This window comes from Pseudomonas cichorii (assembly GCF_003700275.1).
Lineage (GTDB): Bacteria > Pseudomonadota > Gammaproteobacteria > Pseudomonadales > Pseudomonadaceae > Aquipseudomonas > Aquipseudomonas cichorii_B.
Map to the genome: position 1 here is coordinate 19,286 of NZ_RBRE01000079.1, position 26,886 is coordinate 46,171.

Genomic DNA, 26,886 nt, shown 5'->3' on the forward strand with positions numbered 1-26,886 from the left:
ACAATGAGTCTGTTGACTAAAAGCAAGGCACAGGGACGCGACATCGTCGAGTTGCAGGATGGCGCTCTGCAATATGTAGGCTTCGCGGCCTACCGTCTGGAAGCTGGCGAGCGTTTGCCGCTCAGTGCCGAAGACAATGAACTGTGTGTGGTGTTGCTTGCCGGACACGCCAGTGTCAGTGGTGAGGCGCCGGGGCAGGGCGCTTTCAGTTGGGAAAACATCGGTGACCGGCATTCGGTGTTTGAAGAGAAATCGCCGTTCGCCGTGTACCTGCCGCCGCACAGCCAGGCGCACTTCACCGCGCTGGGGCCGGCGCAAGTGGCGGTCTGCAAGGCGCCCGGCGACAGCTCCAAACGCGCCTCGGCGCGCCTCATCACCCCGGACAGCATGAAACGCAGCGTGCGCGGCAAGGGTGCCAATACCCGTTATGTCTGCGACATCCTGCCGGACACCGAGCTGGCCCATTCGCTGTTGGTGGTGGAAGTGCGGACCCCGTCCGGGCATTCCTCAAGCTATCCGCCGCACAAGCACGACATGGACAACCTGCCCCACGAAAGCTGCCTCGAAGAAACCTATTACCACCAGGTCAACCCGCCCCAGGGGTACGTTTTCCAGCGGGTGTACACCGACGATCGCAGCATCGATCAGGCCATGGCCGTGGAGAACAACGATCTGGTGACCGTGCCCCGTGGCTATCACCCGGTCACGGTGCCGTATGGCTACGAGTCCTATTACCTGAACGTGATGGCAGGCCCCACGCGCGCCTGGCAGTTCCATAACGATCCGCAGCACAGCTGGTTGCTGGATCTTTAATCCTCTTTCGATTTGGAGTCAGTCAGATGAGCGAGTCCCCGGTTATCGGTCATTACATCAACGGGCAGTTGAACAATGGCGATGGCGAGCGTTACAGCGATGTGTTCAATCCGGCCAGCGGCAAGGTCCAGGCGCGGGTTGCACTGGCCAGCCTCAAGACCATCGATGAAGCGGTCGCCTCGGCCCAGGCGGCATTTGCAGCCTGGGCGGATCAATCGTCGCTGCGCCGTGCGCGGGTGATGTTCAAGTTCAAGGAACTGCTGGACAAGCATCATGAAGAGCTGGCGCAGATCATTTGCCGTGAGCACGGCAAGGTGCTGTCCGATGCCCGTGGCGAAGTGGTGCGCGGTATTGAAATCGTCGAGTTCGCCTGTGGCGCGCCGAACCTGCTGAAAAGCGAGTTCAGCGACAACATCGGCGGTGGCATCGACAACTGGAACCTGCGCCAGCCGCTGGGCGTCTGTGCCGGGGTCACGCCGTTCAACTTTCCGGTGATGGTGCCGCTGTGGATGATCCCCATGGCGCTGGTCACCGGTAACTGTTTCATCCTCAAGCCTTCGGAGCGCGATCCGTCGGCGAGCCTGTTGATGGCGCGCCTGCTCAAGGAAGCCGGCCTGCCCGATGGCGTGTTCAGCGTCGTGCAGGGCGACAAGGTGGCGGTGGACGGTCTGTTGCAGCATCCGGGCATCGAGGCGATTTCCTTCGTGGGTTCGACGCCGATTGCCGAGTACATCCACCAGCAGGGCACCGCCCACGGCAAGCGCGTGCAGGCGCTGGGCGGGGCCAAGAACCATATGATCGTGATGCCCGATGCCGATCTGGATCAGGCCGCCGATGCCCTGATCGGCGCGGCCTATGGTTCGGCTGGCGAGCGCTGCATGGCCATTTCGATTGCCGTGGTGGTGGGCGATGTCGGTCAGCGTCTGATCGACAAACTGCTGCCGCGCATCGACCAGCTCAAGGTCGGCGATGGCATGAATGCCGATTCGGATATGGGGCCGCTGGTCACCGCCGTGCACAAGGCCAAGGTCGAGGGCTATATCGATCAGGGCGTGAAAGAAGGCGCGAAACTGATTGTCGACGGGCGCAACTTCAAGGTGCCGGGCGCCGAGCAGGGCTTCTTCGTCGGCGCGACGCTGTTCGATAACGTCACCCCTCAAATGCAGATCTATAAGGAAGAAATCTTCGGTCCGGTGCTGGGCATTGTCCATGTAGCGGATTTCGCCAGCGCCGTGGCGCTGATCAATGCCCACGAGTTCGGCAATGGTGTGTCGTGCTTCACCAGCGATGGCGGCGTGGCCCGTGCCTTTGCCCGCTCCATCAAGGTCGGCATGGTCGGGATCAACGTACCGATTCCGGTGCCCATGGCCTGGCATTCGTTCGGTGGCTGGAAGCGCTCGCTGTTCGGCGATCACCATGCCTATGGCGAAGAAGGCCTGCGCTTCTACAGCCGCTACAAGAGTGTCATGCAGCGCTGGCCGGACAGCATCGCCAAAGGCCCCGAGTTCAGCATGCCAACCGCCAAGTAACCTTCAGACAATGGATTGTGGAGAACAATAACAATGAGCCAGCCCCTGCGTTTTGCCTTGAACCGTATGGTCGCTCCGCGTTTGTCGTTGCCGGATTTTGTCGATCTGGCGGTGAAACTGGGCGCCGACGCCATCGAAATCCGCAATGACCTCAAGGGTGTCGAGATCGAGGACGGCACGCCGCCACAGACAGTTCGCGAGCTGTGTGCGAGCAAAGGCCTGCGGGTGTTATCGATCAATGCCTTGTATCCGTTCGATGTTTGGAATGACGAACGCCGTGCCCAGGCCACCAGACTGGCGCAGTACGCCCGCGATTGCGGTGCCGAGGCGTTGGTATTGTGCCCGCTCAACGAGCTGGCCGATCCGCGCAATGCGGTGCAGCGTGCGACCGGCTTGCGCACGGCATTGACCGAGCTGGCACCGATTCTGCGCGAGCACGGGATTCTGGGTTTTGTCGAACCGCTGGGCTTCGAGGAGTGCGCGTTGCGCCTCAAGCGTCAGGCGGTGGATGCGATCAAGGCGATTGGCGGGCTGGATGTGTACCGCCTGGTGCACGACACCTTCCATCACCACCTGGCGGGTGAAGTGGAGCTGTTTCCAGAACTGACGGGGCTGGTGCATATCTCCGGTGTCGAAGATGCCCAAGCGCCGCTCAACAGTATTCGCGACGGGCATCGGGTGCTGGTCGGCGAGGCGGATATTCTCGGCAACGCCGGGCAGATCGAACGGCTATTGGCCAGTGGTTACAACGGCCATCTGTCGTTCGAGCCGTTTGCCGAAAGCGTGCATGCCCTGGACAACATTCCCATGGCGATCCTGCAGAGCATGAGCCACTTGTCCCGGGCCGTTTCGCTCAATGATTGATGTCTATCGTCTTCGCGGATGAATCCGCTCCCACAGGGTTCGCGAAAGGACTACCCCAATTACAAGAACAAGGTGCGAACATGAGCACAACCCGATTGACCATGGCCCAGGCCCTGGTGAAGTTTCTGGATAACCAGTACGTCGAAGTCGATGGCGTACAGAGCAAGTTCGTCGCCGGCATTTTCACGATCTTCGGCCATGGCAATGTGCTGGGGATCGGTCAGGCGCTGGAGCAGGACAGCGGCGAACTGGTGGTTCACCAGGGCCGTAACGAGCAGGCCATGTGCCATGCGGCCATCGGCTTTGCCAAGCAGCATCTGCGCCGCAGGATCTACGCCTGTAGCTCTTCGGTCGGACCGGGCGCCGCCAACATGCTCACCGCTGCCGCGACGGCGTCGGCCAACCGTATTCCCCTGCTGTTGCTGCCCGGCGATGTCTATGCCAGCCGTCAGCCCGATCCGGTGCTGCAACAGATCGAACAGTTCCATGACCTGAGCATCAGCACCAACGATGCCTTCAAGGCCGTCAGCAAATACTGGGATCGTATAAACCGTCCCGAGCAACTGATGAGCGCTGCGCTCAATGCCATGCGGGTGCTGACCGATCCGGCTGAAACCGGTGCCGTGACTCTGGCCTTGCCTCAGGATGTGCAGGCCGAAGCCTACGATTACCCCGACAGCTTCCTGCAGAAACGTGTGCACCGCATCGACCGTCGTCCGCCCAGCCGGGCGATGCTGGATGATGCGCTGGCATTGCTCAAGGGCAAGCGCAAGCCTCTGCTGATCTGTGGCGGCGGGGTGCGTTATTCCGGTGCCGCTCAGGCTTTGCAGGCCTTTGCCGAACGCTTCAGTATTCCGTTTGCCGAAACCCAGGCCGGCAAGAGTGCGATTGTCTCGGCCCATCCACTGAACATGGGCGGCATTGGTGAAACCGGAACCCTGGCGGCCAACCAGTTGGCCAGGGAGGCCGACCTGATCATCGGGGTCGGTACGCGCTACAGCGACTTCACCACAGCCTCGAAATGGCTGTTCCAGAATCCGCAGGTACAGTTTCTCAATCTCAATGTCGGCGCTTTCGATGTACAGAAACTGGACGGCGTTCAACTGCTGGCGGACGCGCATGTGGCCTTGCAGGCCTTGACCGAAGAGTTGCAGGCCGATGGCTATCGTGCAGCCTGGGGCGACGCGCCCGCCAAGGCCCGCGCCGAACTGGATGCCGAGGTTGATCGTATCTATGCCGCCGAATACCAGACCGAGGATTTCACACCTGAAATCAACGACCACATGGACCCGGCGGTACTGCGCGAATTCATCGAGCTGACCGGTTCCTGCCTGACCCAGAGCGGCGTGCTGGGTGTGCTCAACCAGAGCCTGCCCGAGGATGCAGTGATCGTTGCTGCTGCCGGCAGCCTGCCCGGCGATCTGCAACGCGCCTGGCGCAGCACCGGGGTCGATACCTATCACGTCGAGTACGGCTATTCCTGCATGGGCTATGAGGTCAATGCCGCTTTGGGCGTCAAGCTGGCCGCGCCACAGCGGGAAGTCTTCGCACTGGTGGGCGATGGCTCCTACATGATGCTGCACTCGGAGCTGGCGACCTCAATTCAGGAGCGGCGCAAGATCAACGTGGTGCTGCTCGACAACATGACTTTCGGTTGCATCAACAACCTGCAAATGGGTAATGGCATGAACAGCTTCGGCACCGAGTTCCGCTTCCGTAACCCGGAAACCGGGCTGCTCGATGGCGACTTCGTGCCTGTGGACTTCGCCATGAGCGCGGCAGCCTATGGCTGCAAGACCTACAAGGTCAGCACTCTGGAGCAATTGCGAGCGGCCTTGCAGGATGCGCAGCGCCAGACCGTCTCGACCCTGATCGATATCAAGGTCCTGCCCAAGACCATGATTCACAACTACCTGTCCTGGTGGCGGGTCGGCGTAGCCGAGGTATCGACCACTGGCCGCACGGCGCAGGTGTACGAAAAGCTCAACAAGGAACTGGCCAAGGCCCGTCAATATTGATTGCGGTCATTTACCCGAATAAATACAACAGGAGCACTGCAATGGCGTTGAAATTAGGCGTAATCGGCACAGGCGCAATCGGTCGTGATCATATCCGGCGTTGCAGCAAGACTCTGCTCGGCAGTCAGGTGGTGGCGGTCACCGATATCAATCTCGAACAGGCGGCCAGTGTGGTGCGTGAGCTGGATATCACCGCTGAAGTCTATGCCGACGGCCACGCATTGATTGCTGCCCCGGATGTGCAGGCCATTCTGGTGACTTCCTGGGGCCCGACCCACGAAGAATTCGTGCTGGCGGCTATTGCCGCAGGCAAGCCGGTATTCTGCGAAAAACCCCTGGCGGTGACTGCAGAAGGCTGCCGCCGTATCGTCGATGCCGAAATCGCGTTCGGCAAGCGTCTGGTGCAAGTGGGCTTCATGCGTCCTTACGACGAAGGCTACCGGGCCCTGAAGTCCGTGATCGACAGCGGCCAGATCGGCGAGCCCTTGATGTTGCACTGCGCGCACCGCAACCCGACCGTGGGCGAGAACTACAAGACCGACATGGCGATCACCGACACCCTGATCCACGAGATCGACGTGCTGCGCTGGTTGCTCGACGATGACTATGTTTCGGTGCAAGTGGTATTTCCGCGCAAGTCCGGCAAGGCCTTTGCGCATCTCAAGGATCCGCAGATCGTGCTGCTGGAAACCGCCAGGGGCACCCGCATCGACGTCGAGGTCTTCGTCAACTGTCAGTACGGTTATGACATCCAGTGCGAAGTGGTGGGCGAGAGCGGTATCGCCAGGTTGCCAGAGCCTTCGCAGGTGCAATTGCGCAGTGAGGCCAAGTTGTCGAATGCGATTCTCATGGACTGGAAGGATCGTTTCATCGCCGCCTATGACGTCGAACTGCAGGCTTTCATCGATGGTGTGAATGCCGGTAAAGTCGGTGGTCCTTCAGCCTGGGATGGCTATGCCGCCGCCGTGACCGCCGATGCCTGCGTCGAGGCGCAGCAAAGTGCTGCGATCGTGCCGGTAACCCTGGGCAGTCGCCCGGCGTTCTACGACTGAGGCGGGCAGGGAAGAGCGTGCCGACGAGTCGGGCCGTTTCATGGCGGAACGACTCAACAGTGAACTGCTCAGATAGGGAACAAGGCTTACGGCTTCAAGGAGAACTGCATGCGAACAGGATTGGTGGGCTACGGAAAGGGCGGGCGTTACTTTCACGCGCCGCTGCTCTCGAGTTTGCCCGATGCAACATTTGTCGGGGTGGTTACCCGCTCGGCCGAACGCCGACAGGAAGTGGCCAAGGATCACCCTGACGTTGCGACCTTCGATACCCTGGCCGATCTGGTCGCGGCCGGTGTCGATGTCGTGGTGATTTCCACTCCGCTGGCCTCGCGCCGCGCCCTGATCCTCGAAGCCATCGAGCTGGGCGTGAACGTGGTCAGCGATAAACCTTTTTCCGACGATGCCGCCCAGGCCCGTGAGTTTGTCGAGGCGGCGCAGCGGCGCGGTGTGCAGCTCAGTGTCTATCAGAACCGGCGCTGGGATTCGGACTTTCTCACGTTACGCAAGCTGATCGACAGCAATGTGCTGGGTCCGGTCAGTCGTTTTGAATCCAGCATCGAACGCTATTCGCCAAGGTCGGTGGGCAAGACCAGCGGCGGCGGCCTGCTGCGTGATCTCGGCAGCCATCTGGTGGATCAGGCCCTGGTGCTGTTCGGCCCGGTCAGTCGGGTGTATGCCGAACTGCAGTGTTCCGCGGCGGATGCGCCGGACCACGCCTTCTTCATATCCTTGACCCATGCCAATGGTGTCGTTTCGCATCTGTCTGGCAGTTGCCTGCAGAACAGCCCGAGGCCGCGCTTCCGGGTCAGCGGGCCACAGGGTTGCTACAGCGTCGAAGGCCTGGACGGCCAGGAAGCGGCGGCACTGGCAGGTTTGACACCCAAATCGGAGGGCGAGCGCTGGGGCGTCGAAGAACATCGCCGCTGGGGCTGGTTCGAGCAGGGCGATCACCGTGAGCGGGTGCCCTCGGAGCAGGGCTGCTGGCTCGAGTTCTATCGGCAGTTGCAGGATTCCATCGACGGTAACGGGCGCAATCCCGTGGACCCGAACGATGCAGTCGCGACAGCCGTGGTGCTGGATTCTGCACGTTTGAGTGCCAGGGAAGGGCGAGTGATTACAGTCTAGATCGACGTTTTTCCAGTGTTGTACCCAAGCCCTGGTTCTCTTCAGCAGAGAGCCGGGGCTTGCTGCAATGGCCATTTGAAACAGGAGCAAGAAAAACATAATAAAATTCTAAAATTGGTTGAATTGGAAAATATTTTCCAATAAAGTCGTTTTCAGGTTGCCGACTATCGAATCACCTGCGCTGTCAGATCCGTCTGAAGGTCGTAGGAAACAAGCAAACAAAAACAAGACAAAAGATAGGTACCGTCGATGAAAACCCTCACCCCTACTGGTGCCCGTGCTCCAAAGGCCCGGCACTCTGCCCCCTCATCATTCTGGATCTCTGTCATGGAGCGTTTCCTGACGCTTGTCGCACGTGGCATGTGCGTCCGGGACAAGGATGCGTTGCTGTTCTGCATACCCGGCGCCACAGGCATTCGCCTGCCGAAATAACCCGCTCTTCGCTACGTCGTTACCAAGTCTGAACAACAACAAGAATTTGGAGACAGACCTTCATGAAGACCAAGATTCGTTTCACCTCACTGGCTCTGGCATTGATGCTGGGCAGCGGTACGGCACTGGCCGATATCAAAATCGGTGTTGCCATGTCGCAGTTCGATGACACCTGGCTGACCTACCTGCGCGATGACATGAGCGCCAAGGCCAAATCCATGCCTGACGGGGTGTCGCTGCAATTCGTCGATGCCCGTGCAGATGTGAATAAACAGATCGATCAGGTGCAGGAACTCATCGGCAAGAAAGTCGACGCGCTGATCGTCAACCCGGTCGATACCGCCGCCACCGCCCGCATCACCAAGTCCGCCACCGCCGCCGGTATTCCGCTGGTGTACGTCAATCGCCGTCCCGATGATCCGAAACTGCCCGAAGGCGTGGCTACCGTCACTTCGGACGATATCGAGGCCGGTCGCCTGCAGATGCAGTACATCGCGGAAAAGATGGGCGGCAAGGGCAACGTCATGATCCTGTTGGGCGACCTGGCCAACAACTCCACGCAAAACCGCACCAAGGGCGTGAAAGAGGTGCTGAGCAAATACCCTGACATCAAGATCGAACAGGAACAGACCGGTATCTGGGCACGCCAGAAAGGTATGGACCTGACCAACGACTGGATCACCCAGGGCAAGGAATTCAATGCGGTGCTGGCCAATAACGATGAAATGGCGATTGGTGCGGCCATGGCCCTGAAGCAGGCAGGCGTCAAGAAAGGCAGCGTGTTTGTTGCCGGCGTCGACGGCACGCCCGATGGCCTGAATGCCGTGACCCGCGGCGACCTGACGGTTTCGGTGTATCAGGATGCCAAGGGCCAGGCCAATGGCGCGATCGACGCCGCCGTGAAAATGGCCAGGAAAGAAAAGGTCGAGCCCCAGGCCATCGTGATTCCGTATCGCCTTATCACGCCTGAAAACGTCGCCACCTTCAAATAAAAACAGTGAACAGGCCAGGGAGGGCTTGCCACATAGCCTCCCACAGCCTGTTGCTTGAGGAGTTTGTGATCATGTTCGGTTCCGCTACTGCTACCCGCCATGCTCAGCGCGATACGCCGTCCGCTGCCCCTGTCGATGATCGTGCAGCCACTGATGTTCCATCCCCCTACCTGTTGGAAATCAGCAATATCAGCAAGGGTTTTCCGGGCGTCATTGCGCTCAATGACGTGCAGTTGAGGGTTCGCCCCGGCACGGTGCTGGCCTTGATGGGTGAGAATGGCGCCGGCAAGTCGACCCTGATGAAGATCATTGCCGGGATTTACCAGCCCGATGCCGGCGAGATTCGTCTGCGCGGCAATCCGATCCGCTTCGATACGCCTTTGGCGGCCTTGCAGGCGGGGATCGCGATGATCCATCAGGAACTGAACCTGATGCCGTTCATGAGCATTGCCGAGAACATCTGGATCGGTCGCGAACAACTCAACAGCCTGCACATGGTCGATCACCGGGAAATGTTCCGCTGCACCGCCGAGCTGCTGGAGCGCTTGCGCATCAAGCTCGATCCGCAGGAACTGGTCGGCAACCTGAGCATTGCCGAGCGGCAGATGGTGGAGATTGCCAAGGCGGTTTCCTATGACTCCGACATCCTGATCATGGACGAGCCGACTTCGGCCATTACCGAGACCGAAGTTGCTCATCTGTTCTCGATCATTGGCGACCTGCGCGCGCAGGGCAAGGGCATCATTTACATCACTCACAAGATGAGCGAGGTGTTTGAAATCGCCGATGAAGTCGCGGTATTCCGTGACGGCGCCTATATCGGTCTGCAGCGCGCCGAAAGCATGGACGGCGACAGCCTGATCTCGATGATGGTCGGACGCGAACTGACCCAGCTTTTTCCCGAACGCGAAAAACCGATTGGCGATCTGCTGCTGTCGGTGCGTGACCTGAGCCTGGACAGGGTATTCCAGGGCGTGTCCTTCGATCTGCATGCCGGCGAGATTCTTGGGATTGCCGGGCTGATGGGCTCCGGCAGGACCAATGTGGCCGAAACCCTGTTTGGCATATCGCCCAGCCAGGGCGGCGAAATCCAGCTCGACGGCGTTCCGGTGCGCATCACCGATCCGCATCAGGCGATTGAAAAAGGCTTCGCGCTGCTGACCGAGGATCGCAAGCTCACCGGCCTGTTTCCATGCCTGTCGGTGATGGAAAACATGGAAATGGCCGTTCTGGCCAACTATGCGGGCAATGGCTTCGTCCAGCAGAAAGCCTTGCGCGGGCTGTGTGAAGAAATGTGCAAGAAGTTGCGGGTCAAGACGCCGTCCCTGGAGCAGTGCATCGATACGCTCTCGGGCGGCAATCAGCAGAAGGCATTGCTGGCTCGCTGGCTGATGACCAACCCCAGAATTCTGATTCTCGATGAGCCGACCCGCGGTATCGATGTGGGGGCCAAGGCGGAGATCTATCGCCTGATTTCCTTCCTGGCTGGCGAAGGCATGGCTGTGATCATGATTTCCTCGGAATTGCCCGAAGTGCTGGGCATGAGCGACCGGGTCATGGTCATGCATGAAGGCGAAATGATGGGCATCCTCGATCGCAGTGAGGCTACCCAGGAAAAAGTCATGCATCTGGCTTCCGGCCATTTGGTTCACTGAGTTCGCCCGGCCGGGCGCGTGCAGAAGAAGAACAAGAGGGAAAACAAAATGAGCAACGCGATCTCGCAAAACAAACCGGCGCTGGCGCCGACCAAGAACAAACGGCGGCTGCCTACCGAGCTGAGTATTTTCCTGGTGCTGATCGGTATCGGACTGATCTTCGAGCTGTTTGGCTGGATCGTCCGCGATCAGAGCTTCCTGCTCAACTCCCAGCGACTGGTGCTGATGATTCTGCAAGTCTCGATCATTGGTCTGCTGGCCATCGGTGTCACGCAAGTCATCATTACCACGGGTATCGACCTGTCGTCCGGCTCGGTGCTGGCCCTGTCGGCGATGATTGCCGCGAGTCTGGCGCAGACTTCCGACTTCTCCCGGGCGGTGTTCCCGTCGCTCACCGACTTGCCGGTCTGGATTCCGGTGGTGGTGGGGCTGGGGGTCGGTCTGCTGGCCGGGGCGATCAACGGCAGCATCATTGCCATTACCGGAATTCCACCGTTCATTGCGACCCTGGGCATGATGGTTTCTGCCCGTGGCCTGGCGCGTTTCTACACTGAAGGCCAGCCAGTGAGCATGCTTTCGGATTCCTATACCGCCATTGGCCAGGGAGCGATGCCGGTCATCATCTTCCTGGTGGTCGCGGTGATTTTCCATATTGCCCTGCGCTACACCAAGTACGGCAAGTACACCTACGCCATTGGCGGCAACATGCAGGCTGCGCGGACTTCTGGTATCAACGTCAAGCGCCATCTGGTCATCGTCTACAGCATCGCCGGCCTGCTGGCCGGGCTGGCTGGTGTGGTCGCTTCGGCACGGGCTGCGACCGGGCAGGCGGGGATGGGCATGTCCTATGAGCTGGATGCAATTGCCGCAGCGGTCATCGGCGGAACCAGCCTGGCCGGTGGCGTCGGGCGGATTACCGGCACGGTAATCGGCGCACTGATCCTCGGCGTCATGGCCAGCGGTTTTACCTTTATTGGTGTGGATGCCTATGTACAGGACATCATCAAGGGGTTGATCATTGTGGTTGCCGTGGTGATCGATCAGTATCGCAACAAGCGCAAAGCCAAGCGCTGATAGCGAACGATCCAGTATAAAGGGCCATTCCTGGCCCTTTTGTGCTTTTCAGCTGGCCGGAACTGATCATTGAAAGCAGAGTCAGAGGCTCTTCGGAGAGGTATCCATGCCCGGCTTCATGGGGCTTCAATGCAGTTGTTGTACAAAATCCCTTCAATTGTATTGCCGACGGGGCAAGCCGGGCTTAGACTGCCGCCCCTCGTAAATTGAGTGCCTGGTGGCGCTTGGAGATCATGGCGCTTTTACGGCAACGTTGAGCCGCTCCTCAATGCACGTTTTTTTATAGAGAAATCAATGACAAAGGAAAAGTTGCTGGCCATGCCGGCCGATGACTACATGAATGCTGAACAGCATGCTTTCTTCGTCGAGCTGTTGCAGTCCATGAAGGTCGAAATCCACGAGCGTATCGAGCAGAGCCGCATTGCCATCGAAAGCCTGGACACTCCGGCCGACCCTGCCGATGCTGCTTCGGTAGAAGAAGAGCGTCACTGGCTGGTGAATGTCATCGACCGCGACCAGCGCATGTTGCCTCAGCTGGAAATGGCTCTGGCACGTATTGCCGATGACAGCTTTGGCTGGTGCGACGACAGTGGTGAGCCAATCGGCCTGAAGCGTCTGCTGATCAGCCCGACGACCAAATATTGCATCGAGGCGCAAGAGCGCCACGAGCAGATCGACAAGCACCAGCGCCAGGCCTGATCCTCAGGCCTGAGTGGGATGTTACCTGACCGGGAGGCTATTTTAGCCTCCCGGTTTTGTTGTGCCTGTAATTTATTCATCGGCCGATGCTGATACACACATCTATAACCCGTTCACTAAAGAGTGTTGATCAAGGTATTACAGGCTCTGTGTTTGTTATCCTGAATGTCACTTTTCTTGTTTATTGTGGTATTTGTTTATTGTTTAGTTTGAATAGTATTGATTCGGTTTGTAGGATTGCTCTGTAAATTCTTCCATTGCTTGACTGTTGTCCGCTGTTAGGCAAGCTGTTTAATCAATTGTATTTAAATTGGTTAAAGGGCAGTCGCGCAAAGTGGCTGTTTTCTATGGATGGATGGAAGATGAAAAATACATGGACGGTTAGTCAGAAGTCGGCAGTGCCGGGCACGGCGGTGCTGCATGTTACGGTGCGTGCAGGCCTGTTTTTCGACGGTACAGGCAATAATCGCGTCAATAGCCAGATAGGCGCCGATTGTCGCGCCATGATGGAAATAAATAATGGCAAGCACATAGCCGAGTGTTCGGGACGGCACTCCGACCCCAACAGCAGCTATAGTAATGATTTGAGTAATATTGCCCGTCTGGTTGCACTTTATCGTCATCAATATGTTGCCCGCAATGACGGTCAGGGTTTGAAGGTATATTGGCCGATTTATATCAGTGGCGCGGGTACAACTTCCGGTGCAGGGGATTCTCTGTGGCCCGGACAAAGTTTCGGGCGCGGCGCCACGGGCGTTGTTGCCAAGGCCGAGCATGCAATCAAGAAGCTGGCTTCTCGTCTGAAAGCATTTGCACTGGATAATCCCGGATGCGTCATCGAAGCCCTGGAGCTGGATGTTTTCGGTTTCAGTCGCGGCGCTGCTTCGGCCCGGCACTTTATCAATGAGGTGCTCAGGCAGGCTCAGGGTGCGCTCGAACCGGCACTGGCAAGTCGCAAGGTCCCGTTGGCTGCGGATTTTGCCTGGGACAATGACAGCGTCAGGGTCATGGTGGTCGGCCTGTTCGATACGGTGGCGGCGATTGGCAGTTTCAAGGATTTCTACAATGTCCGCGATTCGTTCAGCAAGCGGGTCAATCTCTATCTGCCTCCAGGCTGTGCACGGCAGGTGCTGCATCTGGTGGCGCGTGACGAGTCGCGGCGCAACTTTGCGCTCAACAGCGTTGCGCCCGAGTGGAGTCGGGAAATCGTGCTGCCGGGCGCGCATGCCGATATTGGCGGGGGTTATCCGCCGCAGATGGAAGAAAAGCTCCTGCTGACCCGGCCACGCATGAGTGTGGCCAGCCGTGACAATCCTTGTGAGGCGAGTTCTGCCTGGCAACAGGCGCAGGACGACTTGCAGGCAATGGAGGCCGGGCAGTGGATTGATCCGCTGGATCAGCAGGCGTCATTGCGGGTGGAATGCTGCGAAACCTATGGGCATGCGCGCAGTGCTGCCTTCGGACTCAAGGCGGTAATGGCGGCGGCCTGTCTGCGGCGGCAGGTTTTCGGGCATCTATCACGAGTGCATCTGCGGGTCATGCATGCGCTGGCCTGCGATGAAGGCGTGCCGTTCGAGCCCGTTCCCGACACCCAGGAGTTGCAACTGGTGCCGGAGCTTGAAGGTATTTCACGCAAATTGATCAGCTATGCCCGGGGCGGTGCCTATACGCTGGACGAGTCTGAGGAGCGCCTGCTGCGCTGGCGTTATATTCATCACTCTGCGCACTGGAATGCGATCATCGGTCGAGTCGGCAGTTTCAGCGATGCGGTATTCGTGCATGCGCCCGAACCGGGTGGCCGGGTCCGGTATCCGAATGCAAGCCATTCCGGATACCGGAATTGAGCGGTGCAGGCTATGGGCTCTTGTGCAGCAGCACGTTGAGTTCGTCGACCACGGGAGCCCAGTCGGCATCTTCACGCAGTTCCTCTTTCAGGAAGCGCGCCTGTTGCGGCGTCCAGAACTCGGCATCGATCAGTTTCACATCGTCGGGCAGTGAATGGTTGGCAACGAAGTTCTGGATGCTATCCTCATCCGAGTCCAGGCCCAGCTGAGCAAACAGATTGGGTAGAGAGTGGGTTGGCAATTCCATGTCATCTCCTTGATGGGTGCATCACCCATGCTATGGGTTTGGCCTTTGTCCTGTATCGGAGTACCGGGGACGGACAAGAGTTCGATGTTCATGGCTGGACGGCTTTGATCTTTTATTGATCCGCTGGCAAGTGATAATGTTCGGCCTCGCGTGTCGAACACTGTCGTTTTTCCTGCCCGGATATTTCTCTGTACAAAAGGTATATAGGCCGTTGGGGTGGTCTGTCGGTAGAATCCGCCCCCAGCCTGCCAGGCAGGTGGCGACCATGGATTCATCGCCCTCGGTTTTCTTGCCCAGGCGCGCGTGTCAGCAGGTATTTCAGCCGCTTCAGCGGCCTGTAAGGATGCTTACTTTTTTGGCTGTCCTGGCTTTGCCGGGCCGCTTTATTTTCATGTTCGAGGGTTTGTACATTGGCTGTAAGTAATCTGGATACCCATTCTCTGTTTGTGCTCGGAGATCTACGCGCACAGTTGGTCAAGCAGTTCCAGTCACGTTTTGTCTATGTCACCGAGCAGTCGCCGGATGGCATCTACATGTCCGAAATCGACACCGAAACAGCAATGGTGGTCGATGACAAACCGCGCCTTGAACTCAAGGTGGGCGATCATTTTCGCGCTTCGGTGCTGCCCAGCCGCGAAGGCGGGAAATTTGAACTGAAGTTTCGTGACATCAAGTTCACTGTCTACGGCCTGGGCGATTATGCCTATGTCGACATCCCGGAAGGCCACGGCATTGTGTTCAGGGAAGGCCATGGCGTCTTCATGGTATTTGCCGCCAACGAGCAATTGCAGGGCGGCTTGAGCAAGCCTTTGAAGGCGGCGATCGGCAAGGCTGCCAAGTGGCGCAAGGGTGAGCTGACGTTCAAGGCCAGTGAGTGAACTGCACCGCCGGTTAGCGTGAGTGCAGGGGGGCTTGTCTTCGTGAGCAGGCCTTCGCGAGCAGGGCCGCCCGCGAAGAGCCTGGCAGTCAAATCAGTTTTCGCTGGATTCGCGGGCAGGGCGATCGCCGCTGACTTCCGGTGGAACATCGTCACCGGCCATGCGCTTGCGAAACAGTCCGGTACGCGCCAGTAGCAGCGTGGTAACCGGCACCGTGATCGACAGCAGGATGGGAATCAGCCAGGCATGGATCACTGGCCCGGATTTGAGTGCCGAGAAGTAAATGATCGAGGCCAGGGCAACGCACCAGGCTCCCAGCGTGGAGGCCAGGGCGGTTGGGTGCATGCGCTGAAAGAAGGTCTTGAGGCGCAACAGGCCTATGGCGCCCGTCAAGGCAAGCACGCTGCTGGCAACCAGCAGCACGGATGTGATGACTTGCACCCAGAAGGGAACGGTCTGTAGCGAATTCATTCGATCACCTCTCCGCGCAACAGGAACTTGGCCAGGGCAAAGGAGCCGACGAAGCCGAACAGGGCGACCAGCAGCGCTGCCTCGAAATAAGTGTCACTGGCATAACGTATGCCCAGCACCAGCATCATCAGCATGGCGATGACATACAGGTAATCCAGCGTCAGAACCCGGTCCTGTGCCGACGGCCCCCTGAACAGGCGAATCAGGGTAATCACCATCGCCAGGGCAAAGATGAACAGGCTCAGCACAATGGCATGATCGAGCAGGGCACTCATTGGAAAATCTCCATCAAGGGGCGCTCATAAGTGGTCTTGAAGTGCTCGATGAATTGCGCTTCATCTTCCAGATCGAATACGTGCATCAACAGAATACTGCGGTCCAGTGCCAGTTCCGACCAGACGGTGCCCGGAACCACGGTGGTGACGATTGCCAGCGCAGCCAGGGCGTTGGGATCGCGCATATCCAGCGGCACCTTGACGAAGGCCGAGCGTGGCGGTCGGCGCTTGAGGCTCCAGACGGCAAAGAATATCTGCAGGTTCGACACCAGCGTGTCGTAGCCCACCCGAAGGAAAAACTTCAGGATCGTGCCCGGCTTGCGAATGCGCACCGGCGTCGGTCGCAATGGCGACATGAGCAGCGGCGCGAGGAATCCGAGCACCGCGCCCAGCAGCAGATTGCCGGGGCTTACCGACAGGTTCAGCACCAGCCATAGCAGCCACAGTGCCAGGGAAAACCACGGGGCAGGGAAAAAGAACTTTCTCATGGCTGCACCTGCGAGACGGCTTGTGGACCGGCCGGGCCGGGTACGGGACGTGTGGCCATGACCGACTGCACATATTGCGTGGGCTCATGCAGAGCGGCAGCAGTGTCCTGCGTGTAGCGCAGCAGCGGCTCGGCCTTGATGGTCAGCGCAATGCACAGGCCGAGCAGGATGATGATCGGCAGGCATTCATTGCGGCGCAGCAGCGGCGACGGACTTTCCAGCGGAGTCCAGAAACGCTGGGTGCCGAGCCGCGAGAAAGCAATCAGCGAAGCCAGGCCCGAGAAGATCAACAGACCGATCAGCATCCAGCCTTGAACGGACACCGCTGCGTCCTTGGCGACATCCAGCCCCAGTGGATTGAGCAGCGCGCTGAGCAGGGTCAACTTGCCGATGAATCCCGACAGAGGCGGCATGCCGATGATCAGCAGGGCGCAGGCCACGAAGCTCAGGCCCAGAAAAGCCATGGTCATCGGAATGACCTGGCCGACCACGGCTTTCTGTTCATCGTCGAGGTTGGTGCCCGGCGGTGGATTCAGCGACTCCATATTGCGCGGCAACTGGTCGGCATCGTCTTCGAGCGGGATTTCATTGGACGAACGCGAGCGTTCGATCAGCTCGCCGAGCAGGAACATCGCACTCAAGGCCAGGGTCGAGCTGACCAGATAAAACAGCGCGCCAGCGGTCAGGCTGGGTTGGGCAAAGCCGATGGCTGCCAGCAGGATGCCCGCCGACACCAGAATGCTCAGGCTGGCCATGCGCTCCAGGCGCTGGGCGGCGATAATCGCCACGGCGGCAGTGACGATGGTCGCCATGCCGCCGTAGATCAGCCAGTCACCGCCGAAGAAGGCCGAATGCCCGGCCTGCTCGGAAAACAGCAGGGTCCACAGGCGCAGCAGGGTATAGATGCCAACCTTGGTCATGATGGCAAACATTGCCGCGACCGGCGCGCTGGCCGCCGAGTAGGCTGGCACCAGCCAGAAGTTCAGCGGCCACATGCCGGCCTTGGCGAGGAATGCGGTAGCCAGGATTGCCGCGCCGGCATGCAACAGGCCGAGGTCGGATTCCGGCACCAGCGGAATCTTGAGCGCCAGATCGGCCATGTTCAGGGTGCCGGTCACGCCGTAGATCAGCGCCGCACCAATCAGAAACAGCGACGAGGCCAGCAGGTTGATCGAAATGTAATGCAGGCCTGCCGATACCCGGGCACGTCCGGAACCGTGCAGCATCAAGCCGTAGGACGCCGCCAGCAACACCTCGAAGAACACGAACAGGTTGAACAGGTCCGCGGTCAGGAAGGCACCATACAAACCCATCAACTGGATCTGGAACAAGGCATGGAAACTGGCCCCGGCCCGGTCCCAGCGCGCCAGGGCGAACATCAGGGCGCACACGGCGATGATCCCGGTCAGGACCAGCATCATTGCCGACAGGTGATCCACCACCAGCACGATACCGAACGGCACTTCCCAGTTGCCCGGCAGGTAGACGCCAATGGAACCGGTGCTGCCGCTCTGCTGGACCCACATCAGCAAGGTGATGGAAATTCCCAGCCCCAGCATGCTGGACAGCAGGTTGATGCGGCCCTTGAGGGGCCTGTGTTTCTCGCCCAGCCAGAGCATCAGCCCGGCGGTCACCAGTGGCAGCAGGATGGGGGCAACGATCAGTTGGTTCATCCAGTTCATGCCTTGGGCTCCCTGCCATCCACATGGTCAGTCCCGGTCAGCCCGCGGGAAGCCAGCAGCACCACCAGAAACAGCGCGGTCATGGCGAAGCTGATGACGATGGCGGTCAGTACCAGGGCCTGGGGCAGGGGGTCGGTGTAGTTGAGCAGATCCTGCGGGATGCCTTCCTTGATGATCGGCTCCTTGCCGATGAACAGGCTGCCCATGCTGAAAATGAACAGGTTCACGCCATACGACAGCAGGCACAGGCCCATGACCACCTGGAAGGTACGTGGACGCAGGATCAGCCAGACACCGGATGCAGCGAGAACGCCAATGGCGACTGCGATGACTTCTTCCATCAGACGGCTCCTTGTGTGGTCACGGTTTCGGCAGCGGGGCTGGCAATCGGTTTCGGCAGTTGGGTCGGACGATGGCTACGCACCGACTGGTGAGCCAGGGCGGTGAGAATCAGCAGCGTCGAGCCGACAACCACGGCATACACACCGACATCGAAGAACAGGGCGCTGGCGAAGTGGATATCTCCCAGGATCGGCAAGTGCAGGTGCGCGGTGTGGGTGGTCATGAACGGATAGCCCAGCGTCATGGAAACCAGGCCGGTGATCACCGCACACAACAGGCCGGTGCCCATCCAGCGCAACGGCCGCAGGCTCATCTGTGCTTCGACCCACTGCGTGCCGGCAACCATGTACTGCAGGATGAACGCCACCGACATCACCAGGCCGGCGACGAAGCCGCCGCCCGGCTGGTTATGGCCGCGCATGAACAGGTACATCGAAACCATGAACGCGATGGGCAGCAGCAGGCGCACCAGTACCGCCGGCACCATCATGAAGCCCAGCGCGGTGTCGCTGGCGCTGCGCGGGTTGATCAGGTCGGTGACGACATCGCGGGCCAGCAGGCGCTGCTGGGCGGGCAGGGCAATGCTTTCCTTCGGCGGACGGAAGCGACGCAGCAGGGCGAACACAGTCAGGGCCACGGCTGCCAGCACCGTGATCTCGCCGAAAGTATCGAAGCCGCGGAAGTCCACCAGCATCACGTTGACCACGTTGGTGCCGCCGCCTTCCGGCAGTGCGCGGCTCAGGTAGAACGAAGAAATCGTGTTGGGCGTCTGGCGGGTCAGCATGGCATAGGACAGCAAGGCCATCCCGACACCGACCAGTGCCGACAGCGTCAAGTCGCGAATGCGTCGGGTACGGGCATTGATGCGCGAACTCACCGATGGCGCCACATCTTCGTTGCGTCGCGGCAGCCAGCGCAGGCCCAGCAGGATCAGCACGGTGGTCACCACTTCGACCACCAGTTGGGTCAGCGCCAGATCCGGTGCCGAGAACCAGACAAAGGTGATACAGGTCATCAGGCCGCATACGCTGACCATGACCAATGCTGCGAGACGGTGATACTTGCCTTGCCAGGCGGCGCCCAGGGCGCAGGCAATCGCGATCAGCCACAGGGTAACGAAAACCCCGGAGCCCGGAATCTTCGGTCGGTCGCCCCAGGTCAGGCCGCTGAAGTACATCGGGATAAACCCGAACACGGTTGCCGCCAGGACCAGCAGGAACAATTGTGGTTGCAGGCGACGGGTGCTGACCTGACGCTCGAAGCGCCGTGCCCAATGCATCAGTATCACCAGGCAACGCTCGAAAAACAGCTTGCCGTTGAGTCGCGAAACCAGTGGCGGACCGACAAAGCGTTCCTGGCGGAACGACTTGCGCAACAGCAGGTACAGGATAATACCGCCGCCCATGGCGACCAGGCTCATGATCATCGGCGCGTTCCAGCCGTGCCAGATCGCCAGGCTGTACTCGGGCAGCGTACCGCCCACCACCGGTTGGGCGGCAGCAGCCAGTAGCGGCGCGACCGACTGGGCCGGGAAAATGCCGACCACCAGACAGGCCATGACCAATAACTCCACCGGCGCACGCATCCAGCGCGGAGGTTCGTGAGGCAGCAGCGGAAGGTCTTTTGCCGCCGGGCCGAAAAACACATCGACGGTAAAGCGCAGCGAGTAGGCCACGCTGAAAGTACCGGCCAGGGTGGCGACGATCGGCAGGGCCATTTCCACCCAGGCGGTGGCGGAAATGAACACGGTTTCGGCGAAGAACATTTCCTTGGACAGGAAGCCGTTGAGCAGCGGCACCCCCGCCATCGAGGCGCTGGCCACCATGGCCAGGGTCGCGGTATACGGAATCAGTTTGACCAGTCCGCTGAGACGGCGGATATCCCGGGTCCCGCTTTCATGGTCGATGATCCCTGCCGCCATGAACAGCGAGGCTTTGAAAGTGGCGTGGTTAAGGATATGGAACACTGCCGCGACGGCCGCCAGCGGGCTGTTGAGGCCCAGCAGCAGGGTAATCAGACCCAGGTGGCTGATGGTCGAGTAGGCCAGCAGGCCCTTGAGGTCATTCTGGAAAATCGCCGCGTAGGCGCCCAGCACCAGGGTGCAGGCCCCGGCCCCGCTGACGATCCAGAACCATTGCTCGGTGCCGGACAGCGCAGGCCATAGCCGGGCGAGCAGGAACACTCCGGCCTTGACCATGGTCGCCGAGTGCAGATAAGCCGAAACCGGCGTGGGCGCCGCCATGGCGTGGGGCAGCCAGAAATGGAACGGAAACTGTGCGCTTTTGCTCAGTGCGCCGATCAGGATCAGGGTCAACAGCACCGGATACAGGGCGTGGGCACGGATGGCATCGCCCGAGGCCAGTACGCGGTCCAGGTCGTAACTGCCGACCACATGACCGAGCAGCAACACGCCGACCAGCAATGCCAGGCCACCGGCGCCGGTGACCATCAGTGCCATGTAGGCACCGCGGCGGGCGTCGTTGCGGTGGTGCCAGTAGCCGATCAGCAGGAAGGAGAAGACACTGGTCAGTTCCCAGAAAAACACGATCTGAATCAGGTTGCCGGATATCACCAGGCCGAGCATCGCGCCCATGAAGGCCAGGAAAAACGCAAAAAAGCGCGGAACAGGGTCATCCGGTGACATGTAATAGCGCGCATACAAGGACACCAGCGTACCGATGCCCAGTACCATCATCGAAAACATCCAGGCGAACCCGTCCATGCGCAGGACGAAATTCAGCCCCAGGCTGGGCAGCCAGAAATATTCTTCACGAATCACACCGCCGTCGGCGATCTGCGGGAACCACAACGCAACCTGCACGGCACCGATCAAGGCGATCAGGCCGGCGAGCAGGGATTCAGCGTTACGTGCGTTATGCGGCAATAATGCCGCCAGACAGCTGCCGATGAAAGGCAGAAGCAGTAGAACTATCAGAGACATAGGCTTCTAATCTGCAGGGAAATGTTAAGCATCATACGTGCCAGACGTTGCATCTCCAAACGCAGTGCTTCAGGAATTTCCTACAAGAAGTGTCTATGGGGTGTCTGGCTTAGTCGATTTTTCCCACAGCTTCTTCTTTCTGCTCTGCTTCAAGATCCTGTGGTCTGGCCCGAGCCTTGATCTCGCTGACGATCACCCCGGCCACAATCAAGGCCGCACCGAACAGCGCGATACCCGGCAGACGTTCGCCTGCCAGCCGCCCGGCAATGCCTGCCCAGACCGGTTCGCCAGCATAGATCACGGTGGCCTTGGTGGGCGAGACGCTTTTCTGTGCCCAGTTCATGGCGACCTGAATCACGGCGCTCATGGCTCCGAGGCCCACGGCGCTGATCACCAGCAGCCACGAGAACCCCGGCAGGCGCTCGCCGGTGGGAACGATGACCAGAAATGCCAGGATCGAGGCGGTTGCCAGTTGTACGACGGTGACCCGCCGCACATCGACCTTGCCGGCATAGGCGCTGATCAGGATGATTTCGGCAGAAATCGCCACCGCGCTGATGATGGTCGCAATCTCGCCCGGACTGAATTGCAGCGAGGCACCTTCAGGCCCCGAGAGCAGTATCAGCCCGGTAAAGGCCAGGGCAATCCCCAGGCTGGGCATCAGGCCGGGGCGGCGCCCGAGTACCAGCCATTGCAGCAACGGCACGCAGGGAACATACAATGCCGTGATGAACGCCGACTGACTGCTGGGAATGGTCTGCAGGCCGATGGTCTGCAAACCGTAGCCGAGCATGATCGAGGTGCCGATGAAAACTCCGGCCTTGAATTCGAGCCAAGTCAGGTCGCGCATTATTTTCAGCGAGAACAGCGCTACGATGAGCGCCGCTGCGGCAAAGCGCAGGCCGACGAAGAACATCGGACCGCTGACGGTCAGCGCATGCTGGACCAGCAGGAAGGTGCCGCCCCAGAGAACGGTGATCAGGATCAGTACCGCTTCTGCTTTACTGACGCGCGGTAGCCGGCGAATAGAGGTCATGACGATTTCCAGGCTTTCAAAGCCTTGCGTGCAAGGGGAAGTGCGACACACAATGCACCGCAAAAAGTGGGCAGTATAATGCGCAACAGGTTCAGGTGAGCAAGATCGTGCACAAAGAAAATTCCCAGCGTGCGCCGGTGCTGCAACATGTCAGCCAGAATGTCCGGCGCCTGCGCAATGCCACAGGCTTGAGCCAGACGGCCCTGGCGGAAAAGTCCGGGGTCAGTCGGCGCATGTTGGTGGCTATAGAAGCCGGTGAGAAGAATGTCAGCCTCGCGACCCTGGACCGGGTCGCGGAGGCGCTGGAGGTTGCGTTCAGCGACCTGATCCAGGCGCCGGAAGTGGCCGATCACAGTCGCATCAACGAATTGGCCTGGGCCGGAACCCTGCCCGGCAGCAAGGCGGTATTACTGGCCAAGGCGCTGGCCCGACGCGAGGTCGAGCTGTGGGAGTTCAGCCTTGAACCGGGCGACAGTTACGTTTCCGAGCCAGACCCGGAAGGCTGGAGCGAGCAGGTGTATGTGGTGGAAGGGCACCTGACCATCATTTTTGCCGAGCGTGATCAGGTGCGCGAGGTCGCACCGGGCGAATTTTTCATGTTTCCCAGCAATCAGTCTTACAGCTATCGCAATGCGGGTCAGGTTACTCTGCGTTTTGTCCGTAACGTGGTGTTGTAGATTCAGACTTCCCTGTAACCAGCCCGAGGCGATGTTCGATGCTCGATGACAAGACCCAGCCTGCCGTAGCCGATGTCCTGATTATCGGCGGTGGCTTGAGCGGCAGCATGCTGGCGGTGCAGTTGCTGCGCCAGCCCGGCAGGCGGCGAATCCTGATCGTCGAGCCCCGTAGCGAGCTGGGCAGGGGCGAGGCCTATAGCGCCACTGAACCCGGGCATACCCTCAATGGCAATGCGGCGCGCATGAGCGTCGACCCCGACAACCCTGACGACTTGACCCAATGGCTGACCGAGTATCTGGCCGCAGGTGGCTGGCCAGAAGCCCAGGAGCAGCATGTCCCGGTGTCGGTGCTGTTTCCGCCGCGAGGCGTGTTCGGGCTTTATGTGCAGCAACGCTTGCGGGAAGCGCAGGTGGTCGGCCAGGGGCACGGCTCCAGTGTCGAGCATATCTGCGCGGAAGCCGTCGACCTGCGCACGGGCGAATCGGGTGTGACCGCGACCCTGGCAGACGGGCGCGAGGTGCAGGGCCGTCTGGCGGTTCTGGCCACCGGCATGTACGCCGCTGCCCGTACGCCGCAGCGTCAGTCCGACGGACTCAACGCGGCAGCGCTCGACCCTTGGGATGTCGGGGTGATGCGCCAGCTCGATCCGCACGCGACGGTCCTGATCATCGGTTCCGGGCTCACCATGGTCGATGCCGTGGTATCGCTGCAGCAGTCCGGTCATCGCGGTCCCATCAGGGTGTTTTCCCGCCATGGCCTGTTGCCCCATGTGCGTCGTCAGCCACCGGAGTGGGTCGATTTTCTCGGCCGGGACCCGGATATTCGCAGCCCTGGGCAACTGCTGCGCAAGGTGCGTGAGCAATGCGAACTGGCCATCGAGAGCGGCATTGACTGGCAAGCGCCGCTGGACACGGTGCGGGTCAATATCGGCCGGCTGTGGAGTCAGGCCACCGACCGTCAGCGTCGGCAATTCGTCCGGCACGCGCGGCCATGGTGGGAAAGCCATCACCATCGTTCGCCACCGCCGAGTGCAGCCTTGCTGACAGAGCTGGTGCAGCAAGGCCGGCTGACCATTCAGGCCGCCTCCTTGCAAGCGGTGCAAACCCTGCCTTCGGGCCAGGTACAGATCCAACTCCGGCTGCGCGGCGAGAGTCAGCCATCGCAGGTTTTGGGAGATGCCCTGATCAATTCCACGGGGATCGAATACGACTGGCGTCGGGTCGACCGTCCCTTGCCCCGCCAGTTGCTGGCACGCGGCCTGATTCAACCTGGGCCATTGGCGCTGGGTATTGCCGCCGATGCGGGTGGCGCGGTGCTTGATGCCCGGGGGCTCTGCTCGGCACGGCTGTTTAGCATGGGCCCGCCGTTGCGCGGCATGTGGTGGGAAAGCACGGCGGTCACCGACGTGGCGATTCAGGCCAAGGCGCTGGCCTTGCGTCTGGCGTCCTTGTCATAGGTTTTGTACGCAGGCTTTGCAAGTAAAGCGGCTTTTCGTACAGAACCGCTCAGACCGACAGATGCAGCATCTGGCCGCCTTGCAGGTTTTCTCCGGGGCGGCGCTTGTTGACCGCCAGTTCGCCGATCCGGATCAGGTGTGCCCGGGTGACATTGCGGGTCAGGCCCAGCAGATTGGCGGTATGCACCTGATTGTGATGACAGAAGCGATAGGCCGCTCTGAGCAGTGCGTCCTCGACTTTCTCATGCAGTGCACCAGCCTGTTCTTCAAACAGCTTTTGAAAGGCTCGCTTGAGCAGTTCTTCGGCCGATTGATCGTTTCTGGAGGTGTCTTCCTGACGCTCGATCCTCAGGTTCGACAGGCGCAAATCCTGATGCTGGATAATGCCGTTACGGCACACCAGCAATGTGTGGTGGATGACGTTTTCCAGCTCGCGAATATTACCCGGCCAACTGTAGCTCTTGAGTTTCAATTCGGCTTCGGGGCTGATGCGCACCGGGCTGCAATTCAGGCGTTGGCTGTAGACGTCGATGAAGTGGCGGGCCAGCGGCAGAACATCGCCCGAGCGTTCGCGCAGCGGGCTCAGCTCCAGGTTGACCACATTCAACCGGTAATACAGGTCCTCGCGAAAATGCCCGGCATTGATGGCTTTCTCCAATTGCACATTGGTGGCTGCCAGCACGCGCACATTGATGGGAATGCTCTTGCGTGAACCCAGGCGGACCACTTCTCGCTCCTGCAGAACGCGCAGCAGTTTGACTTGAAGCGGCATGGACAGATCGCCGATTTCATCCAGAAACAGCGTGCCGCCATTGGCCTCTTCAAACCAGCCCGGGCGTGTGTTCAAGGCTCCGGTAAAGGCGCCTTTCTCGTGGCCGAACAGTTCGGCCTCGATCAGTGATTCGGAGAATGCGCCGCAGTTGACCGCCACGAACGGTTTGTCGTGACGATCACTGAGCCCGTGAATATGCCGTGCAACCAATTCCTTGCCGGTGCCGGTTTCGCCGATGATCAGCACGCTGGCATCGCTGGGCGCGACCTGCTGCACATGGGCCAGCAAGTCTCTGGATTTCGGGTCCTCGAACACCTGGGCGGTAGCCCGGATCGAAGTCGCCAGGGCCGGCGAAGGCGGCAAGGTCAACAGTTGCACAGACATCATTTGGCCTGCGGCGGCAGGTCATTGGCGATCATTTCGCCAAACGGGCCGGTGAGGTTGGTGATGCCGCGTCCAGCCAGGCTGGCGTAAGGCTCGGGCAACAACGGGAAGACCAGTTCGGCGAAGCGATAGGCTTCTTCCAGATGCGGATAGCCGGAGAAGATAAAGCTCTCGATGCCCAGGTCCGCGTATTCCTTGATGCGCTCCGCGACTTCCTGTGGATTGCCGACCAGTGCCGTACCGGCACCGCCACGCACCAGGCCGACACCGGCCCACAGGTTGGGAGCGATTTCCAGGTTGTCACGGCGCCCGTCATGCAGGGCTGCCATGCGTCGCTGGCCTTCGGAATCGAAACGGGAGAACGACTTCTGTGCTGCGGCGATGGTTTCGTCGCTGATGTGTTCGATCAGGGTGCTGGCTGCTTTCCAGGCTTCTTCACTGGTTTCGCGGACGATCACATGCAAACGAATGCCGAACTTCACGGTGCGGCCCTTGCGTGCTGCACGCTCGCGGACATCGGCCAGTTTCTGGGCCACGGCTGCCGGTGGCTCGCCCCAGGTCAGGTAGACATCCACCTGCTCGGCGGCCAGGTCATGGGCGGCGTCGGAAGAACCGCCGAAGTACAGCGGCGGGTAAGGTTTCTGGATCGGTGGATACAGCGCCTTGGCGTTCTGTACGCGCAGATGCTTGCCCTCGAAATCCACGGCTTCGCCTTGCAGGACACGGCGCCAGATCTGCAGGAATTCATCACTGACTTCATAGCGTTCGCTGTGATCCAGAAAGCTGCCATCGCCCCGGTTCTCATCCGGGTCGCCACCGGTCACCACGTTGATCAGCAGGCGACCGCCCGACAGGCGATCCAGCGTCGCCGCCATGCGCGCCGAAACCGTCGGTGAAATGATCCCTGGACGAATCGCCACCAGATACTTCAGGCGCTCGGTCAGCGGCACCAGCGCCGAAGCGATGACCCAGGAGTCTTCGCAGGAACGACCGGTGGGAATCAATACGCCGTAGTAGCCCAGATCATCGGCTGCCTGGGCTACCTGCTTGAGGTAGTTGAGCGTAACCGGGCGTGCGCCCTTGGTCGTACCCAGAAAATGGCCATCACCGTGGGTCGGAAGAAACCAGAAAACGTTCAT

At 60.0% G+C, this 26,886-nt stretch carries 24 protein-coding genes; 14 read left to right on the forward strand and 10 right to left on the reverse strand.

What is annotated here, in order from left to right; genetic code table 11:
* Positions 1-3 precede the first annotated feature (3 nt).
* The 11 genes from iolB (at position 4) to ALQ04_RS20260 (ending at position 14,097) form a co-directional block, all read left to right on the forward strand.
* Positions 4-813 carry a 5-deoxy-glucuronate isomerase gene (gene iolB / locus ALQ04_RS20210; protein ID WP_122317510.1) on the forward strand — a complete coding sequence of 270 codons (810 nt, stop codon included), beginning with the start codon at positions 4-6 and terminating at the stop codon, positions 811-813.
* A 26-nt stretch (positions 814-839) separates the two neighbouring features.
* Entirely contained in the window at positions 840-2,342 is a 1,503-nt protein-coding gene (locus tag ALQ04_RS20215; protein ID WP_122317511.1) for a CoA-acylating methylmalonate-semialdehyde dehydrogenase, read from the forward strand.
* A gap of 33 nt (positions 2,343-2,375) precedes the next feature.
* Positions 2,376-3,206: a TIM barrel protein gene (locus ALQ04_RS20220; protein ID WP_122317512.1), complete on the forward strand. Its 831-nt coding sequence runs from the start codon at positions 2,376-2,378 to the stop codon at positions 3,204-3,206.
* Between the two features lie 80 nt (positions 3,207-3,286).
* Positions 3,287-5,224, forward strand: a complete 1,938-nt coding sequence (gene iolD / locus ALQ04_RS20225; protein WP_122317513.1) for a 3D-(3,5/4)-trihydroxycyclohexane-1,2-dione acylhydrolase (decyclizing) — start codon at positions 3,287-3,289, stop codon at positions 5,222-5,224.
* 41 nt (positions 5,225-5,265) lie between these two features.
* On the forward strand, positions 5,266-6,276 hold the full coding sequence (locus ALQ04_RS20230) for a Gfo/Idh/MocA family protein (protein ID WP_122317514.1): 1,011 nt from the start codon (positions 5,266-5,268) through the stop codon (positions 6,274-6,276).
* A 108-nt stretch (positions 6,277-6,384) separates the two neighbouring features.
* Positions 6,385-7,401 carry a Gfo/Idh/MocA family protein gene (locus tag ALQ04_RS20235; protein ID WP_122317515.1) on the forward strand — a complete coding sequence of 339 codons (1,017 nt, stop codon included), beginning with the start codon at positions 6,385-6,387 and terminating at the stop codon, positions 7,399-7,401.
* Between the two features lie 494 nt (positions 7,402-7,895).
* Positions 7,896-8,825, forward strand: a complete 930-nt coding sequence (locus tag ALQ04_RS20240) for a sugar ABC transporter substrate-binding protein (RefSeq protein ID WP_122317516.1) — start codon at positions 7,896-7,898, stop codon at positions 8,823-8,825.
* A gap of 71 nt (positions 8,826-8,896) precedes the next feature.
* Entirely contained in the window at positions 8,897-10,480 is a 1,584-nt protein-coding gene (locus ALQ04_RS20245) for a sugar ABC transporter ATP-binding protein (protein WP_122317565.1), read from the forward strand.
* 48 nt (positions 10,481-10,528) lie between these two features.
* Positions 10,529-11,554: an ABC transporter permease gene (locus ALQ04_RS20250; RefSeq protein WP_122317517.1), complete on the forward strand. Its 1,026-nt coding sequence runs from the start codon at positions 10,529-10,531 to the stop codon at positions 11,552-11,554.
* 294 nt (positions 11,555-11,848) lie between these two features.
* Entirely contained in the window at positions 11,849-12,253 is a 405-nt protein-coding gene (locus tag ALQ04_RS20255) for a TraR/DksA C4-type zinc finger protein (RefSeq protein ID WP_122317518.1), read from the forward strand.
* A 362-nt stretch (positions 12,254-12,615) separates the two neighbouring features.
* Positions 12,616-14,097: a DUF2235 domain-containing protein gene (locus ALQ04_RS20260; protein WP_122317519.1), complete on the forward strand. Its 1,482-nt coding sequence runs from the start codon at positions 12,616-12,618 to the stop codon at positions 14,095-14,097.
* A gap of 10 nt (positions 14,098-14,107) precedes the next feature.
* On the opposite strand, the gene ALQ04_RS20265 is transcribed toward ALQ04_RS20260, so the two are convergent.
* Entirely contained in the window at positions 14,108-14,344 is a 237-nt protein-coding gene (locus ALQ04_RS20265; protein ID WP_122317520.1) for a DUF2789 domain-containing protein, read from the reverse strand.
* Between the two features lie 410 nt (positions 14,345-14,754).
* On the opposite strand from ALQ04_RS20265, the gene ALQ04_RS20270 reads away from it, so the two are divergent.
* Positions 14,755-15,222, forward strand: a complete 468-nt coding sequence (locus ALQ04_RS20270) for a hypothetical protein (protein ID WP_122317521.1) — start codon at positions 14,755-14,757, stop codon at positions 15,220-15,222.
* 93 nt (positions 15,223-15,315) lie between these two features.
* On the opposite strand, the gene ALQ04_RS20275 is transcribed toward ALQ04_RS20270, so the two are convergent.
* From ALQ04_RS20275 to ALQ04_RS20305, 7 genes are all read right to left on the reverse strand, one after another.
* Positions 15,316-15,693 (reverse strand): Na+/H+ antiporter subunit G, encoded by a 378-nt coding sequence (locus ALQ04_RS20275; protein WP_122317522.1) that lies wholly within the window; start codon positions 15,691-15,693, stop codon positions 15,316-15,318.
* Complete coding sequence (locus tag ALQ04_RS20280) at positions 15,690-15,968, reverse strand: K+/H+ antiporter subunit F (protein ID WP_122317523.1); 279 nt, start codon at positions 15,966-15,968, stop codon at positions 15,690-15,692. The genes ALQ04_RS20275 and ALQ04_RS20280 overlap by 4 nt, the downstream gene beginning before the upstream one ends.
* A complete protein-coding gene (locus ALQ04_RS20285; RefSeq protein WP_122317524.1) occupies positions 15,965-16,456 on the reverse strand; it encodes a Na+/H+ antiporter subunit E in 492 nt (163 codons plus the stop codon). The genes ALQ04_RS20280 and ALQ04_RS20285 overlap by 4 nt, the downstream gene beginning before the upstream one ends.
* Positions 16,453-18,138, reverse strand: a complete 1,686-nt coding sequence (locus ALQ04_RS20290; protein ID WP_122317525.1) for a monovalent cation/H+ antiporter subunit D — start codon at positions 18,136-18,138, stop codon at positions 16,453-16,455. The genes ALQ04_RS20285 and ALQ04_RS20290 overlap by 4 nt, the downstream gene beginning before the upstream one ends.
* Positions 18,135-18,479, reverse strand: a complete 345-nt coding sequence (locus tag ALQ04_RS20295) for a Na+/H+ antiporter subunit C (protein ID WP_122317526.1) — start codon at positions 18,477-18,479, stop codon at positions 18,135-18,137. The genes ALQ04_RS20290 and ALQ04_RS20295 overlap by 4 nt, the downstream gene beginning before the upstream one ends.
* Positions 18,479-21,421, reverse strand: a complete 2,943-nt coding sequence (locus tag ALQ04_RS20300; protein WP_122317527.1) for a monovalent cation/H+ antiporter subunit A — start codon at positions 21,419-21,421, stop codon at positions 18,479-18,481. Before ALQ04_RS20300 ends, ALQ04_RS20295 begins: the two co-directional genes overlap by 1 nt.
* Before the next feature lie 109 nt (positions 21,422-21,530).
* Positions 21,531-22,457: a DMT family transporter gene (locus tag ALQ04_RS20305; RefSeq protein WP_122317528.1), complete on the reverse strand. Its 927-nt coding sequence runs from the start codon at positions 22,455-22,457 to the stop codon at positions 21,531-21,533.
* Between the two features lie 107 nt (positions 22,458-22,564).
* Here ALQ04_RS20305 and ALQ04_RS20310 point away from each other — a divergent pair, with 107 nt between their 5' ends.
* Together ALQ04_RS20310 and ALQ04_RS20315 are read left to right on the forward strand one after the other, a co-directional pair.
* On the forward strand, positions 22,565-23,134 hold the full coding sequence (locus tag ALQ04_RS20310) for a helix-turn-helix domain-containing protein (RefSeq protein ID WP_122317566.1): 570 nt from the start codon (positions 22,565-22,567) through the stop codon (positions 23,132-23,134).
* 38 nt (positions 23,135-23,172) lie between these two features.
* Positions 23,173-24,591 carry an FAD/NAD(P)-binding protein gene (locus tag ALQ04_RS20315; protein ID WP_122317529.1) on the forward strand — a complete coding sequence of 473 codons (1,419 nt, stop codon included), beginning with the start codon at positions 23,173-23,175 and terminating at the stop codon, positions 24,589-24,591.
* A 49-nt stretch (positions 24,592-24,640) separates the two neighbouring features.
* On the opposite strand, the gene ALQ04_RS20320 is transcribed toward ALQ04_RS20315, so the two are convergent.
* Both ALQ04_RS20320 and ssuD read right to left on the reverse strand, forming a co-directional pair.
* Positions 24,641-25,747: a sigma-54-dependent Fis family transcriptional regulator gene (locus ALQ04_RS20320; protein WP_122317530.1), complete on the reverse strand. Its 1,107-nt coding sequence runs from the start codon at positions 25,745-25,747 to the stop codon at positions 24,641-24,643.
* Positions 25,747-26,886: an FMNH2-dependent alkanesulfonate monooxygenase gene (gene ssuD / locus ALQ04_RS20325; RefSeq protein ID WP_122317531.1), complete on the reverse strand. Its 1,140-nt coding sequence runs from the start codon at positions 26,884-26,886 to the stop codon at positions 25,747-25,749. Before ssuD ends, ALQ04_RS20320 begins: the two co-directional genes overlap by 1 nt.

Excerpts from the sequence above, each read along its gene's own strand:
- iolB (WP_122317510.1), top strand. The coding sequence starts at position 4 with ATGAGTCTGTTGACTAAAAGCAAGGCACAGGGACGCGACATCGTCGAG.
- ALQ04_RS20215 (WP_122317511.1), top strand. The coding sequence starts at position 840 with ATGAGCGAGTCCCCGGTTATCGGTCATTACATCAACGGGCAGTTGAAC.
- ALQ04_RS20220 (WP_122317512.1), top strand. The coding sequence starts at position 2,376 with ATGAGCCAGCCCCTGCGTTTTGCCTTGAACCGTATGGTCGCTCCGCGT.
- iolD (WP_122317513.1), top strand. The coding sequence starts at position 3,287 with ATGAGCACAACCCGATTGACCATGGCCCAGGCCCTGGTGAAGTTTCTG.
- ALQ04_RS20230 (WP_122317514.1), top strand. The coding sequence starts at position 5,266 with ATGGCGTTGAAATTAGGCGTAATCGGCACAGGCGCAATCGGTCGTGAT.
- ALQ04_RS20235 (WP_122317515.1), top strand. The coding sequence starts at position 6,385 with ATGCGAACAGGATTGGTGGGCTACGGAAAGGGCGGGCGTTACTTTCAC.
- ALQ04_RS20240 (WP_122317516.1), top strand. The coding sequence starts at position 7,896 with ATGAAGACCAAGATTCGTTTCACCTCACTGGCTCTGGCATTGATGCTG.
- ALQ04_RS20245 (WP_122317565.1), top strand. The coding sequence starts at position 8,897 with ATGTTCGGTTCCGCTACTGCTACCCGCCATGCTCAGCGCGATACGCCG.
- ALQ04_RS20250 (WP_122317517.1), top strand. The coding sequence starts at position 10,529 with ATGAGCAACGCGATCTCGCAAAACAAACCGGCGCTGGCGCCGACCAAG.
- ALQ04_RS20255 (WP_122317518.1), top strand. The coding sequence starts at position 11,849 with ATGACAAAGGAAAAGTTGCTGGCCATGCCGGCCGATGACTACATGAAT.
- ALQ04_RS20260 (WP_122317519.1), top strand. The coding sequence starts at position 12,616 with ATGAAAAATACATGGACGGTTAGTCAGAAGTCGGCAGTGCCGGGCACG.
- ALQ04_RS20265 (WP_122317520.1), bottom strand. The coding sequence starts at position 14,344 with ATGGAATTGCCAACCCACTCTCTACCCAATCTGTTTGCTCAGCTGGGC.
- ALQ04_RS20275 (WP_122317522.1), bottom strand. The coding sequence starts at position 15,693 with ATGAATTCGCTACAGACCGTTCCCTTCTGGGTGCAAGTCATCACATCC.
- ALQ04_RS20280 (WP_122317523.1), bottom strand. The coding sequence starts at position 15,968 with ATGAGTGCCCTGCTCGATCATGCCATTGTGCTGAGCCTGTTCATCTTT.
- ALQ04_RS20285 (WP_122317524.1), bottom strand. The coding sequence starts at position 16,456 with ATGAGAAAGTTCTTTTTCCCTGCCCCGTGGTTTTCCCTGGCACTGTGG.
- ALQ04_RS20290 (WP_122317525.1), bottom strand. The coding sequence starts at position 18,138 with ATGAACTGGATGAACCAACTGATCGTTGCCCCCATCCTGCTGCCACTG.
- ALQ04_RS20295 (WP_122317526.1), bottom strand. The coding sequence starts at position 18,479 with ATGGAAGAAGTCATCGCAGTCGCCATTGGCGTTCTCGCTGCATCCGGT.
- ALQ04_RS20300 (WP_122317527.1), bottom strand. The coding sequence starts at position 21,421 with ATGTCTCTGATAGTTCTACTGCTTCTGCCTTTCATCGGCAGCTGTCTG.
- ALQ04_RS20305 (WP_122317528.1), bottom strand. The coding sequence starts at position 22,457 with ATGACCTCTATTCGCCGGCTACCGCGCGTCAGTAAAGCAGAAGCGGTA.
- ALQ04_RS20315 (WP_122317529.1), top strand. The coding sequence starts at position 23,173 with ATGCTCGATGACAAGACCCAGCCTGCCGTAGCCGATGTCCTGATTATC.
- ALQ04_RS20320 (WP_122317530.1), bottom strand. The coding sequence starts at position 25,747 with ATGTCTGTGCAACTGTTGACCTTGCCGCCTTCGCCGGCCCTGGCGACT.
- ssuD (WP_122317531.1), bottom strand. The coding sequence starts at position 26,886 with ATGAACGTTTTCTGGTTTCTTCCGACCCACGGTGATGGCCATTTTCTG.